Below are 13,919 nucleotides of genomic sequence, written 5' to 3'. Positions count from 1 at the left end.
TTTTTACATTTTATTTCGTATATATCATGAAATTATCCGCATATATAGGGATAGTAGCAATAATGCTATTATCGCACACAACATTCGCACAAATTAGGAACAGCAAGCTGGTTACCGTTGACATCAATGGTAACTGCGGCATGTGCAAATCAAACATCGAAAAGGCTGGCAATAAAGAAAATGAGGCCGCCGTCATTTGGAACAGCAAAAACGGTAAAGCATCCATTACTTTCGACGGTACCAAAACAAATGAGGATGCGATTTTAAAACGGATTGCACTTTCCGGCTATGACAATGAACGTTATCTAGCACCCGACGAAGCATATAGCGCACTACATGATTGTTGCCAATATGAACGCAGCAAAAAAACCGAAGACACAGCGACAGCCGATGCAGAACATACACCTGAACACAAACATGAGGGACGCAAGATAGCTTCCAACGCGACGGATGAAAACCATGCTGCACATAGCCCAGCCTCCGGTTTGGGTAAACTCATCACACCCTATTTAGAGGTTAAAAACGCACTGGTTGAGGCAAACAAAGAAGAGGCTGTCATGGCCGCTAAAGAACTAAGCGAAGCTCTGCAAGCGCTAAATAGCAAAAAGTTACCCAGCATCGAAACAGCTATTTGGAATACCGAGAGTAAGCATCTTAACCAGACGCTTCAAGCTTTCCAAGCTGCAAAATCTATGGATCAACAACGGCAAGAATTTGCGAAGATTTCCAGCTCATTTTACAAACTGCTAAAAGCAGATAAAGCATCTGGCGCGCTGTATTACCAGTTTTGTCCTATGTACAATGATGGGAAGGGCGCTTATTGGATAAGCGAGAAAAGCGCAATAGAAAATCCATACTACGGATCAGAAATGCTTAGTTGCGGAAAAACAGTAGATACGTTATAGGGAATATTATGTGGAACATTTCAAGCACAGCGAGGTGGCTGCTGCTACTCCTATATTTTTGCGTAGGCTTTACTGTTTATGGGCAACAAACAGTTCGCTATGAGTTGTATGTGAAAGATACATTGGTAAATTTCGCTGGCAAGGAAAAGCGGGCTATTGCCGTAAACGGAGAAATCCCTATGCCCACGCTTACCTTCACCGAAGGCGACACCGCGGAAATAATTGTGCACAACTTACTCAACGAGAGCATTTCCCTGCATTGGCATGGCGTATGGCTACCAAACAAGGAAGATGGCGTGCCTCATTTGACCCAGCAGCCCATAGCTGCTGGCACCACGCATACCTATCAATTCCCTATTATGCAAAATGGGACGTATTGGTACCATAGCCATTCGGGATTACAGGAACAGATAGGCATGTACGGATCTATGGTTTTCAATAAGCGGCAGAGCGATACAACATTCCGAAAAGGAATTGATGATCTGCCAAGCGTCTCCGTCGTGCTCAGCGAATGGACCAATATGAATCCGCACACGGTCGATAGGCTATTGCATACGGGTAACGATTGGTTTAGCATTAAAAAGAATACCGTGCAAAGTTATGCAGAAGCTATTGCAGCAAAGCGTTTCAAGACAAAGCTGACAAACGAATGGAAACGCATGGAGGCCATGGATGTAAGCGATGTCTATTATGAGCAGTTTCTAATCAATGGACACGCAGAGCAACAGCTTTCACAGTTTAAGCCGGGCGATAAGGTTCGGTTGCGTATCGCAAACGGCGGAGCATCCAGCTATTTTTGGTTAACCTACGCAGGCAAAAAAATGACCGTTGTTGCGACAGATGGTAACGATGTGGAACCTGTTGCTGTCGACAAGCTCATTATTGGGGTATCGGAAAGTTACGATATTGTTGTGGAAATTCCCGCAGCAAACACGGCTTATGAACTGTTGGCTACTGCCGAAGATAGAACGGGCTCGGCCTCTCTATTCCTTGGGAAAGGTATCAAGCAACTCACCAGTCGTTTACCTCGATTGCAATATTTCGAAGGCATGAAGATGATGAACGACATGATGAAGATGAATGGCGACATGAATGACATGGGGATGGATATGAGCTTGCAAAAAATGGATATGAATGCGGTGATGTATCCAGAACAACAGAAATCGGCCGAGCACGCTTCATCCCCTGACGCCACGGACGAGCATGCTGGCCATACCGATCCTCATCAAGGCCACGACCATCATCAACATAGGTCTGGAACGAGCACAGGGAAAGTTACCTTAAACTACAATATGCTTCGCGCCACGCATTCGACGCTACTAGATAGCACAGCGCCGGTGAAAGCATTGCACTTCGAGCTAACTGGAAATATGAATCGTTATGTGTGGAGTATGGATAATCACGTTTTATCAGAGTCGGATAAAATCCAGATTAAGAAGGGGGAGATTCTTCGCATCACGCTTTACAATAATTCGATGATGCGACATCCCATGCATTTGCATGGTTTTGATTTTAGGGTGTTGAACGAAAACGGTGATTACTCGCCCATGAAAAACGTGTTGGACATTATGCCCATGGAGACCAATGTCATCGAGTTTGCTGCTAGCAGGGACGGCGATTGGTTTTTCCATTGCCATATTCTATACCACATGATGGCTGGAATGAACCGCGTTTTTAAGGTAGGTGATTACGAAAACCCGTTGCTTCCAAATCCAGATAGATCATACAAAATGTTGCAACGGGAAAGCAATATGTGGCATTTCATGGCTGATAACGACTTTGCTACCAATGGAAACGATGGTTCCGCCATGTTGCAAAATGCACGATGGAGCGTCGGAACGGAATGGAGACTGGGCTACAATGACATGCACGGCTACGAGGTAGAAACGCATGTCGGACGTTACATTGGCAAAATGCAATGGTTGATGCCGTTTGTGGGTTTCGACTGGCGCTATAGAAGGCTCGGAATGGACGAGCACGAAACCAACATCTTCGGCCAAACTAATAAAAAAGACGACCGTGGAGCATTTAGTCTTGGGGTGATGTACACGTTGCCGCTGTTGATAAACCTGCAGGCAGAAGTTTATCATGACGGCATTGTTCGCTTCGCTCTCATGCGTGAAGATATTCCTATTTCTAGAAGGGTACGCGCTGGATTTATGGTGAATACAGACCGTGAATATATGGTAGACCTTCGGTACATTCTTCACAAGAATATGGGCATACGCACACACTATGATAGCGATATGGGATTTGGAGTTGGCTTGGCTCTCAACTACTAACTTAACTTTTGTAAAGTAATGATTTGCTTGTAAGCATTTTGTCCATCGCACGTCCCCTTCGTCCTTTGCCAGGACAGGGCATTACTTTGTAGGGTGAAGGTTTATTTAAAAGGTTTGTCCATCGCACACCCCTTCCGCCGCATGCCGCGGCAAGGCAAGGCAAATACTTTTGAAGGGCAAAAGGTATTCAAAACCCCGTCGCTTGAAACCTTTGCAGGGAAGGTTTGTTCAAACGGTTGTCCGTCGCACGCCCCTTCCGTCCTTTGCCAGGACAGGGCATTACTTTTGTAGGGCAAAAGTAATCAAAACCCCGTCGCTTGAAACCTTTGCAGGGAAGGTTTGTGCGATGGCAAATTTTCACACATTGCAAAGCTTTCGATGCGACATTTTTGTTAAGGAAGGATGTGCAATTATTTTTTAATGCTACGTTTTTAAATACTAAGTACTAAATACTATTTAATCATTCTGTCCCAATACGCATTACCCCATCACGCAAAAGAGCGAGGAACAACCGCCCTCGCTCTTTTTAGTTGCAAAACCGTTAATCCGTATTACAACCGTTGTATACGAATATTGCGTAAAAACACTTCCGAGCCATGACCCAGAAAGCCAATATGACCTTTTGTATTCTTCAGGCCAGGATGATTTTTACCATCCAACGTTCCGTTTTTGGAAGCTTCGGCTAGATCGCCGTTTAAAATCTCGACACCATTCAAGGTCACTTTGATCTTGTTTCCTTGCACCCGGATCTCTTGACTATTCCATTCTCCTATCGGTTTCATCGCCGTGCGCTTGGCAGGTATAATGCCATAGGCAGAACCATGATATTGATACGGTTTAAGATTCTTATACACATCCGCATCATTGTCCAGAATCTGAATTTCTGTACCTACATACGCGGCGTCACCTTCTATTGGTGTGCGTATGCCTACGCCATTATTGGCACCCGGTGTCAGCTTGAAATCAAAACGATATACAAAATCAGCATATTCCGCCTTGGTATACAGATTCTTTCCAAATTTCGCGTCAGGATTAGCTCTAATAAACCCTTCAGGATTTATTTCGTAGGCTGAGGTTTCCGTCCATTTATCCAAATTTGTACCGTCGAATAGCATTTCAAAGCCCTCTTTCTTTTCCGTATCTGACAAGCTATACTTTTCTTTGCGAGGTAGTTCCTTGACATAAATATCCCGATACCAAACCTGCGAGCCGTGGGCTTGTAGTTCGATTTGTTCCATTGGGAATATTGGTTGACTGCGGTCCCAATAGTTTTCCAGAGTCACGCTATCTACTACCAGTTCACCGTTCAGCCATACTGAAACCTTCTCTCCTTGCATGCGGATTTTAAAGGTATTCCATTCGCCCAATGCATTGTCAGCTACTTTGAGTGGGTCTTTCGGATTTTTGCTGTTGTTATAAAGCCCACCAGAGCCCACTTGCGCACCAACATTTGTACGTGAAATATCCCAGATCTGCACCTGCGGTGTTCCACGAAGATAGACGCCCGCGTCAGGTTCCTTACCATTTGGATCCAGCTTCCAATCAACCAACATTTCGAAATCGCCGTATTGCTTTACCGTGGCAATGTTATCGCCATGACCGCTAAAGACTAGATCTCCGTTTACCGCCTTCCAGCTCTCACGCATTTTTTTATCCGCAGCAGTTTGACGTTCCGCGAGTACCTTTGCCGACATTTTGGAGCGTTTAATAGGGTCATCAACTAAACCTTTCCATCCCGTCAGGTCTTTACCGTTAAATATAGACACAAAACCCTGTGTTTTCGGCATCTCTGCGAGGTGCCGCACAATGGCTTCACGCAGGTAGGAACTTTCACTTCCCGAAAGGTTTGCCATGGCTTTTTCAAGAATGTTACGCACATCGGTTCCCGTAAAATCAGGATTGTCCATCGCGATGTTCATGGCGGTATTAGTCGCCGCACCTTTCAGCTCGGCATCATCCAAAAATAACGATGCAAACATCATCGCTTGATAGGTTTCTGTGGCTTGAAGACTAGACAATACTTGTTTTTTCTGCGCCGCATTTTGCGCTTGAGCAAAAGCATCTTTTAGATATAATGTCTTTTGCGCCGCTGTGTGATCACTCGCATTGATCTGTTTCACCAATCCAGCAAACAACGTTGCAAAATTGTTTCCCTTCTCTTTGCGGCTAAGTTCAATAAGCACTGGCAACACCTCTGGGTCCGACCATGCTGCGAGCGACTGCTGCGCTTGCGCCTTCAGCCCGTCATTCGGCAGGTAGTTTTGTACGGCACGCATCGCTTCCGCACCGCCGACACCAGCAAAGACCGGAAAATAATTGGCTGCGGAAGGTGCCGCAGAGCGCGAAATATTTGCTGCTAAGCGTTGTATTTTCGCATCCTTATCGTCACTCGCATTCAATACCATCACCAATGCTTTCTGAAGGTGAGCGGCATCTGCTTCTGGGGCGGCAGACAGCAATTGCACCAGCGTATCGAAATCATCGGGTTGTGCTACAGTGGGTAACGCTTTCAGTGCAGCCTCTTTTACCTGCGCGTCTGTAGAGGAAACAAGTGGCAGCACAGCTTTTGATGCCGAGGCATCTGTACGTTTCGACAAAATATCCAACAACACAAGCTGCGTTTTCACATCAGCAGAAGGAAGTGCCTTCGTGATCAATGGAACGGTTTGTGGGTCTTTGCTAGATAGCAACAATGCACTTATCGCCTGTACAGTAGCCTCGTCGCTAGCTTTAATCTCTCCGATAAGCTGCGCCGCGTTTTGTGTATCGCTTAGCGAAGACATGGCATTTAATGCTGCAATTTTTGCGCGCGTGTCCTTTATGGTCGATACACGATCCTTTAATGAGGATACGTTTGAATTATCTCCGTTTTTAGCTAAATAAAGAAATATGCTTTCTTGAACATCAGGTGAGGCAGATTTTAATGCGGTCACCAATTTTTTTGCATCAGCTGCGGAAGGTTTTTCCCTTAATAGAGACAATGCCGTACTACGGTAAAGCGCATTTTCCGAAAGCGCCGCTTTTAGCAGCTGCTTCTTAGCCTTGGCAGGATTAATTTCCACCAATAGCCCCAACGCACCAGCTTGCAAAGTTGCCGATCCTTGTGTAGCAGCGCCTTTCATAACGGTGTTTGCGACAGAAAGGGCTAGTCTTTGGTTACCTTCGCGCAATAGGTTGTGCGCATAATCCAAGGTTAATCCACCGACGTTCGTCTTATCGAAGGAATAGTTTACAGCTTTTAATTTATTTAAAAATACCGGGGCTGATTTAGCGCCTGCAATTTTACTTAAAGCCGTATAAACACCGCGTTGAAAATTTTCATCATCGTACTTCTTCAACGTCGCGATGATAGCATCTTCATCAGCTTTTGACCGCAAATCGCCCAAGGCAGAAACGATTGCTATCGTTATCTTTTCAGAAGATACCGCGTTTAGTGCTGATGAGAGTGCTTTTACAGCCTGCGGCGTGCGCACGCCGTTTAGTGCAAGTGCGGCCTTGTCAACAAGATATTCGTCTTTTAAATAAGGGACGATAGCCGCTATGGCCTCATCTTTGGAAGCTTGCTTCATCAATTGCAGCACAAAGGCTTTGTGCTCTTTGTCCTGTAAACGTTCCAACGCTTGAACAAGACCTTGAGAAAACTGCGCACGCAGGCTTTCCTTACCTTCTTGCATCACATAAAATGCATATGAATTTGCGGCGTAGGTAATCGGCACATTTTCAATCGAGTTTCCTTTCATCCCGCTCAGTAAATTAGCGATATCGTCGGCTGTAAAGCCTTCTAGCTCTTTCATGGCAGCAAGAAACTTGCTCTGCTCCTCAGCAGGTTGTTGTGCCAAAACATCAGCAATTTTCGTTACGGAAGTCCTATTCGCGGGTTGTTGTGCGTATGCCGCCACCTGTAACAACAGCAAAGCGGATAACGTATTAAATATGTTTTTCATGGTTCAGATAGGTTAGATTGTCCAGGGCCCTCGCATAGGTTGATTAATCAGGCGATTAGCACCCTCGTCATTGACGAATTCCTGCTTCTGCGAGTCGAAATGCAAGGTGCGATTCAAACGCAACGCGGCTAAGCCTAAGTTTACCAACGTGGCTGAATAATAACCATTTTGTTCATTCAGTGCGAACTTCTGCCGCGTGCGGCAAGCTTCCACAAAATCAGTAACCTGCGCAGCCGGCTCTGGATACTGGGATAGTTTGCGCTCCATATCAGGAATATCCGAAACAAATCCTTTGTACAACTTGCCCTTAGGTCCATCGATATAAGCTTGCCCTTCTTCCGTACCAGCACCATCCAGTATAATCTGACAGCCATCTGCATAGGTATATGTTATCTTACGCCAAGTGCCTACAGCATCGTAATGTTGTTGCGGCGCATCCACTTCTATCTTAATTGGACTTTCCTCATCTTTTCCTAAAAAGTACTGGACAGGGTCTAGATAATGCTGCCCCATGTCACCCAGGCCACCACCATCATAATCCCAATAGCCCCTGAACGTCGTGTGTACCCGATGTTTGCTGTAGGGCTTGTAAGCGGCTGGTCCCAACCACATATCGTAATCTAATTCCTTCGGAGCTTGTTCTATAGGCAAGTTTTCTTTACCTACCCAATAAAATTTCCAGTCGAAACCAGTATGCTTGCTAATCGTGACTTTTAATGGCCAGCCCAACATCCCTGTGTCTACGAGTTTTTTAATTTTCTTGACCGGTACATTCATGCCATAGAAATTGGCATCAAAACGAAACCAAGTATTAAGCCTGAAAATATTGCCGTGCTGCGCAACGGCTTCTTTCACTTTCTTCCCTTCGCCAATAGTGCGCGTCATGGGTTTCTCGCACCATATATCTTTTCCAGAACGTGCTGCCTCAACTGCCATAATACCGTGCCAATGCGGTGGTGTCGCAATGTGTACGATATCTACCTCCGAGTTTTGGATCAACTCCCGGTAGTCGTGATGTTCTTTTATACCGCCTCCGAGCTCTTTCTGCGCTAAGGCTAAATGTCGGGTATCTACATCACAAATAGCCACAGTTTTCGTACCAGCATAGGCAAAGTGCCCCCGCCCCATAGACCCCGTTCCGATAACACCTTTTGTTAGATGATCGCTCGGAGCCAGAAAACCGTTACCACCCAGCACATGGCGGGGTACAATGGTAAACGCAGCGGCTCCAATCAACGTATTTCTGATGAAATCACGCCGTGAAGTATTTTGTTCTTTCATTTCTAATAGTTAGTATAAATAGTTTTCAAATTAGCATATTTTATACGCAATACCTAAATTGTCACACAATTGTTGGTATTTTGGGGGAATCGCATCGCTGATTAACATATCAATTTTTGCCATTGCAGCTATTTTTCCCAAGCTTTTCCGGTCGAATTTTGAGGAATCCGCTAATACGATTACTTGATGTGCAGATTCCATCATCTTTCTATTCAGTAAAGCCTCTTGTGCATTGGTTGTGGTAATACCAAACTCCGCATCGATGCCATCCACACCAAGGAAAAGCTTCGAACAAAAAAAATCACTCAGCAAGGCCTCGGCATAGCTCCCCATAATGGAAGCCGACGTTTTCCTCACTGACCCGCCCAACTGTATAACATCTACCATCTCGTGTTTGATAAGTTCCATCGTAACATTAATAGCGGAAGTGATGACGGTGAGGCGCTCTTGCGGCACAATGGCCTGCGCGAAAAACTGCATGGTGGTGCCCGATGCAATAATTATCGAATCGTTAGGTTCTACTAACTTCGCAGCTTCCAGCCCGATCCGTTCTTTAGCATCTGCATGGAGCTGCGCCTTTTCATTGATGGAGCGGTCTTTTTGATAGGGATTAACGCTTGTTGCACCACCGTGTGTGCGCAATAACATTTGTTCATCTTCCAAAAATTGCAAATCCTTTCGAATTGTTACAGATGATACCCCCAATTCTTCACAAAGGTTAACGACGGAAACGTGTCCGTGCTTTTCTACTTTTCGAATGATAAATTGATGCCGCTCTACATTATTCATAATTCTAATATACATGTTTAGGCCATAAACGAAAGATTAAAAAGCAATTTTTATTTCGAAAGATTTCGTTTGTTTACGTTTTTTATTATTTTTACACTACAAAACAACAAATAACGAAAGAAATCAAAATGAAATTCACACGAATCGAAGCCATAAGAAAAGTCGAGCAAGATGCCGATTGGGATATCGTCATTATTGGCGGTGGAGCGACAGGGCTGGGAATAGCAGTAGATTCTGCCTCTCGCGGCTATAAAACACTATTGTTGGAAAAATATGATTTTGCCAAAGGCACATCCAGCAAGAGTACAAAACTTGTACATGGCGGTGTACGTTATCTCGCAAATGGAGATGTGAAGCTCGTGCTATCTGCACTAAAGGAGCGCGGGCTTATTTTCCAAAACGCGCCCCATGTTTCCTCTGTACAGAGCTTCGTGATCCCCTCCTACTCCTTTTTCAGCAAAATGAAGTTTCTTATCGGCCTGAAATTATATGACTGGATGGCGGGTAAGCTTCGAATTGGTAAATCAAGTCTACTGAACAAGAGCGAAGTGGTTTCAAAACTTCCCAAAATAAAAACGAAAGGCTTACAGGGCGGTATTCTTTATTATGATGGACAGTTTGACGATGCTCGCCTTGCCATCAACTTGGCACAGACGGCGGCTGAACAAGGTGCTTCTGTTCTGAATTACGCAGATGTATTAGCGATTACTAAGGATGAAAAAAATCTTGTAAACGGCTTGCTATTCAAGGATACACAAAGTGGAAAAGATTACAGCGTGAAAGCGAAAGCCGTTATTAATGCAACAGGGATATTCGTTGATGAAATTTTGAAGCTGGATACGGCAGAACATAAAAACCTTGTCCGCCCGAGCCAAGGTGCCCACATCGTTATTGATAAGAAATTTTTGGGTAATCAGGACGCATTAATGATACCCGAAACAAGTGACGGTCGCGTCCTTTTTGGCGTACCTTGGCATGGCATGGTGTTGCTTGGCACCACCGATACGCCACTAAACGCACACCAAATTGAACCCCGTCCTCTAGAAGAAGAGATAAACTTTATTTTAAACACGGCGAATGCTTATCTGGAGGGCGCTCCTACGCGCGCGGACATCAAAAGTATATTTGCGGGCTTGCGACCGTTAGCTGCCCCGACTAATGGTGACAGCAACAGCACCAAAGAGATATCACGCGACCATAAGCTTATACGGAGTGCATCAGGAATGATCACCATTACGGGCGGAAAATGGACTACCTACCGGAAAATGGGCGAAGAGACGGTTGACCTTGCCATTCGCACCGCTAACCTTGCACCGACAGACTGTAAAACGCAGGCGCTTCACCTGCATGGATACAGCCAACAGAAGCTGGAAGGGCACTGGCAGGTTTATGGTGCCGATATGCCACATATTGAAGAGCTGATGAATAGCCAACCTCGACTGGCGGAAAAGATCCATCCTAGCTACGACTTTCGCCTGGCGGAAGTGGTTTGGGCCTGTCAGCATGAAATGATTTGTAAGGTAGAAGACTTTTTGGCGCGCCGAATTCGCCTACTCCTACTTGATGCAGAGGCATCTTGGCAGGCAGCACCTGCAGTAGCAACGCTAATGGCAGAACAACTGGGCAAAGACGAGCAATGGATAGAAAATGAGCTGGCCGACTATAAGCAGCTTGTTCAAAAATACGTTATATAAGGAACACAGAAATATAGAGAGATACCAAATAAACTAAAAAGCATGATAAAAGAGTTCATTTTAGCATTAGATCAAGGCACCACCAGCTCGCGTGCGATCTTGTTCAATAAGGAAGGGAAGATTGAAAATGTTGCCCAAAAAGAATTTAAACAAATTTTCCCAAAGTCAGGTTGGGTAGAACATAATGCCCAAGAGATTTGGTCTACACAATTGGCCGTCCTAACGGAAGTAATCGCGCAATCGAAAGTAAAGCTGGATGAAATCAAAGCGATTGGTATTACTAACCAACGGGAGACGACCGTCGTATGGAACAAAAAAACGGGCGAACCTATCCATAATGCTATCGTATGGCAAGACCGACGAACCGCAGAGTATTGCCAAGCGATTGCGGAGAAAGGGCTTGCAAAAACTATCCAGGAAAAAACAGGCCTTCTTATTGATGCCTATTTTTCTGCGTCCAAGATTAACTGGATGTTGACCCACGTGGAAGGTGCCCGCGAACTTGCTGAAAAGGGGGAGCTTGCCTTTGGTACAATTGACTCTTGGCTGGTTTACAACCTAACCAGCGGCAAGAAACATATTACAGACGTCACAAATGCGTCGCGCACCCTACTCTTTAACATCCATACTCTCGCTTGGGATGAGGAACTGCTCGCTATCTTCGACATTCCGGCATCAATGCTTCCTACCGTATGTAGCAGCTCTGAAGTTTACGGGGAAACAAGTACGGAACTTGGCAGCCGCCCTATCCCGATTGCCGGCATCGCCGGCGACCAACAGGCAGCGCTGTTTGGGCAGCTCTGCACGCAAGAGGGAATGGTGAAAAACACCTACGGCACAGGGTGCTTTTTGTTGATGAACATTGGAAAAAAACCAGTTATCTCAACTCATAAGTTGGTAACCACGGTGGCTTGGAAAATCGGCGATGAAGTTCAGTACGCTTTGGAGGGGAGCATATTCATTGGCGGCGCTGTGGTACAGTGGTTGCGCGATGAGCTGGGTATTGTACGACATGCACGCGAAATTGAAGACTTAGCAATGAAGGTAGATACGACAGAGGGGGTTTACGTAGTGCCTGCGTTTTCAGGTTTGGGCGCTCCACATTGGAATGCCGAAGCGCGAGGGACCATTTTAGGACTATCCAGAGGTTCAAATGATGCGCATATCGCAAGAGCCGCATTGGAAAGCATTGCTTATCAGACCTATGACATCCTGCAAGCTATGGAGAAAGATTCGCAAGCCAGCATCAAAGAACTTCGTGTTGATGGCGGCGCAACGCAAAACAACTTTTTAATGCAGTTTCAAGCAGACCTCCTGAAAACGAATGTCGTGCGTCCTGCCATTACAGAAACCACGGCACTTGGTGCGGCATTCTTGGCAGGACTGGCTGTCGGATTTTGGAAGGATATAGACCACCTAAAGAACTTATGGCAGGAAGATAAAACTTTCGCTTTTGATGAACAAGGTGATTATAGCCAACGGCTTAAAGAATGGAAAAGAGCGACCGAGACGGTCAAATTCTGGGCAAATTACAAATAAACTGATCGTACATTTTAACACCATATCTTATGAGTCCTTTTCTTGCAGAATTTATAGGAACCGCAGCCATGATTTTACTTGGCGGCGGCGTGGTTGCCAATGTGGTATTGAAAGATACCAAAGGCAATAGCTCGGGCTGGATTGTAATCTGTACCGCATGGGCAATGGCTGTCTTTGTAGGCGTTACGATAGCTGGACCCTACAGTGGCGCGCACCTTAACTGTGCCGTTACTATAGCAAACCTTGTTTTAGGAAAGCTTGACCTTAGCACGTCGCTCGTTTACATTGCTGCACAGTTTTTGGGCGCTATGACCGGAGCGCTGCTCGTGTGGCTGGTATATAAAGACCATTTTCAGCGCACAGATGACGCTGCCACCAAGCAAGCCGTATTTTGTACAGCGCCAGCCATACGCAATTTACCAATTAACCTGATCAGTGAAATTGTAGGAACATTCGTCTTGATTTTTACGATTCTCCATTTCACAGAACCGATGATGGGCGACAAAACGCCGATAGGACTAGGCTCTATTGGTGCTATCCCTGTTGCGTTTTTGGTTTGGGTAATCGGCCTTTCACTGGGTGGGACGACCGGCTATGCCATTAACCCGGCACGAGATCTTGGTCCTCGTATTATGCATGCGTTATTGCCGATCCGTAACAAAGCAGGCTTCGATGTAGCATATGCCTGGATTCCAGTTGTCGGCCCAATAGCAGGCGCCCTGTTTGCGGTACTGCTGTATGTTCTGATTTACGGATAAGGTTTTTGTAGATGAAACGGGAACTGCACTTTTTGGAAGTTCAGTTTCCGTATGTTCATTTGTCATGGCAATATATGTTATTTTGCTTAAGCAAAGTACGCAAACAGCGAGCTAAATCAGCTTCAGAGCTTATGATCATACCGTTAATTGCAACCTAAAATAATCCCTAAGAAATCTGTTAAATGCAAAGAACTACTTGAGATCCTCGACCTCCGAAATCGAAAGACCGATGATATCGGAGATAAGCGCTACTTCAAAACCGTTTTCCAACATCTTTCTCGCTGACGCTTTTTTATCTGCTAATTTTTCTGCTTCTGCTTTGGTTCTCTCTTCCAGCCGTCCCTCCAGTTTACCTTCGAGACGCCCCTCAAGCTTACCTTCTTTCGTAGCTTTATCCAATAGATATTCTCTCGTTCCCATAGTGGTGCTCCTTCCTAATTTGGTTTCTACTTCTCTCTCAAAGATAGCTGGTGATATTATATGAACCAACAACTTACACCTACCAAAAAACTACTTAAGCTTCTCGACCTCAGAAACCGAAAGACCGATGATATCGGAGATAAGCGCCACGTCAAAACCGTTTTGCAACATCTTTCTCGCTGACGCTTTTTTATCAGCTTCCGCTTTTGCACGCTCTTCAAGACGACCCTCAAGTTTACCTTCTTTCGTAGCTTTATCCAATAGATATTCTCTCGTTCCCATAGTGGTGCTCCTTCCTAATTTGGTT

General features: G+C 45.3%; 9 protein-coding genes and 1 pseudogene. 5 read left to right on the top strand and 5 right to left on the bottom strand.

The window, feature by feature from the left end:
• Window positions 1-26 precede the first annotated feature (26 nt).
• Both DI53_RS14580 and DI53_RS14575 read left to right on the top strand, forming a co-directional pair.
• Window positions 27-905 carry a DUF3347 domain-containing protein gene (locus DI53_RS14580; RefSeq protein ID WP_037501421.1) on the top strand — a complete coding sequence of 293 codons (879 nt, stop codon included), beginning with the start codon at window positions 27-29 and terminating at the stop codon, window positions 903-905.
• A gap of 8 nt (window positions 906-913) precedes the next feature.
• On the top strand, window positions 914-3,187 hold the full coding sequence (locus DI53_RS14575) for a multicopper oxidase domain-containing protein (protein WP_037501203.1): 2,274 nt from the start codon (window positions 914-916) through the stop codon (window positions 3,185-3,187).
• Window positions 3,188-3,738: 551 nt separating this feature from the next.
• Here the strand turns inward: DI53_RS14575 and DI53_RS14570 are convergent.
• From DI53_RS14570 to DI53_RS14560, 3 genes are read right to left on the bottom strand one after another with little or no spacing between them, the layout of a single operon-like run.
• The gene (locus DI53_RS14570; protein ID WP_037501201.1) at window positions 3,739-7,131 is read right to left on the bottom strand and encodes a 3-keto-alpha-glucoside-1,2-lyase-like domain-containing protein; all 3,393 of its coding nucleotides are present in this window, start codon (window positions 7,129-7,131) and stop codon (window positions 3,739-3,741) included.
• Window positions 7,132-7,143: 12 nt separating this feature from the next.
• Entirely contained in the window at window positions 7,144-8,412 is a 1,269-nt protein-coding gene (locus DI53_RS14565) for a Gfo/Idh/MocA family oxidoreductase (protein WP_037501198.1), read from the bottom strand.
• A gap of 30 nt (window positions 8,413-8,442) precedes the next feature.
• Complete coding sequence (locus DI53_RS14560) at window positions 8,443-9,201, bottom strand: DeoR/GlpR family DNA-binding transcription regulator (protein WP_241462437.1); 759 nt, start codon at window positions 9,199-9,201, stop codon at window positions 8,443-8,445.
• 128 nt (window positions 9,202-9,329) lie between these two features.
• Here DI53_RS14560 and DI53_RS14555 point away from each other — a divergent pair, with 128 nt between their 5' ends.
• Genes DI53_RS14555 through DI53_RS14545 form a run of 3 tightly spaced genes read left to right on the top strand, consistent with a single transcriptional unit; the run spans window position 9,330 to window position 13,192 of the window.
• Complete coding sequence (locus DI53_RS14555) at window positions 9,330-10,895, top strand: glycerol-3-phosphate dehydrogenase/oxidase (protein WP_037501192.1); 1,566 nt, start codon at window positions 9,330-9,332, stop codon at window positions 10,893-10,895.
• Window positions 10,896-10,937: 42 nt separating this feature from the next.
• On the top strand, window positions 10,938-12,434 hold the full coding sequence (gene glpK / locus DI53_RS14550; RefSeq protein ID WP_037501189.1) for a glycerol kinase GlpK: 1,497 nt from the start codon (window positions 10,938-10,940) through the stop codon (window positions 12,432-12,434).
• A 29-nt stretch (window positions 12,435-12,463) separates the two neighbouring features.
• Entirely contained in the window at window positions 12,464-13,192 is a 729-nt protein-coding gene (locus DI53_RS14545; RefSeq protein WP_037501187.1) for an MIP/aquaporin family protein, read from the top strand.
• A gap of 192 nt (window positions 13,193-13,384) precedes the next feature.
• Here the strand turns inward: DI53_RS14545 and DI53_RS14540 are convergent, their stop codons facing one another.
• On the bottom strand, window positions 13,385-13,612 hold the full coding sequence (locus tag DI53_RS14540) for a hypothetical protein (RefSeq protein ID WP_131555300.1): 228 nt from the start codon (window positions 13,610-13,612) through the stop codon (window positions 13,385-13,387).
• Window positions 13,613-13,702: 90 nt separating this feature from the next.
• Window positions 13,703-13,919: pseudogene (locus DI53_RS14535) on the bottom strand (hypothetical protein); the annotation flags it as partial.

Source organism: Sphingobacterium deserti (genome assembly GCF_000757725.1).
GTDB classification, from domain to species: domain Bacteria; phylum Bacteroidota; class Bacteroidia; order Sphingobacteriales; family Sphingobacteriaceae; genus Sphingobacterium; species Sphingobacterium deserti.
This window is presented reverse-complemented; position numbering and strand designations above follow the sequence as displayed.

What these genes read in the sequence shown, in the direction of transcription:
- DI53_RS14560 (WP_241462437.1), bottom strand. Translation starts at nt 9,201, where the DNA reads ATGAATAATGTAGAGCGGCATCAATTTATCATTCGAAAAGTAGAAAAG.
- DI53_RS14540 (WP_131555300.1), bottom strand. Translation starts at nt 13,612, where the DNA reads ATGGGAACGAGAGAATATCTATTGGATAAAGCTACGAAAGAAGGTAAG.
- DI53_RS14565 (WP_037501198.1), bottom strand. Translation starts at nt 8,412, where the DNA reads ATGAAAGAACAAAATACTTCACGGCGTGATTTCATCAGAAATACGTTG.
- glpK (WP_037501189.1), top strand. Translation starts at nt 10,938, where the DNA reads ATGATAAAAGAGTTCATTTTAGCATTAGATCAAGGCACCACCAGCTCG.
- DI53_RS14580 (WP_037501421.1), top strand. Translation starts at nt 27, where the DNA reads ATGAAATTATCCGCATATATAGGGATAGTAGCAATAATGCTATTATCG.
- DI53_RS14570 (WP_037501201.1), bottom strand. Translation starts at nt 7,131, where the DNA reads ATGAAAAACATATTTAATACGTTATCCGCTTTGCTGTTGTTACAGGTG.
- DI53_RS14545 (WP_037501187.1), top strand. Translation starts at nt 12,464, where the DNA reads ATGAGTCCTTTTCTTGCAGAATTTATAGGAACCGCAGCCATGATTTTA.
- DI53_RS14575 (WP_037501203.1), top strand. Translation starts at nt 914, where the DNA reads ATGTGGAACATTTCAAGCACAGCGAGGTGGCTGCTGCTACTCCTATAT.
- DI53_RS14555 (WP_037501192.1), top strand. Translation starts at nt 9,330, where the DNA reads ATGAAATTCACACGAATCGAAGCCATAAGAAAAGTCGAGCAAGATGCC.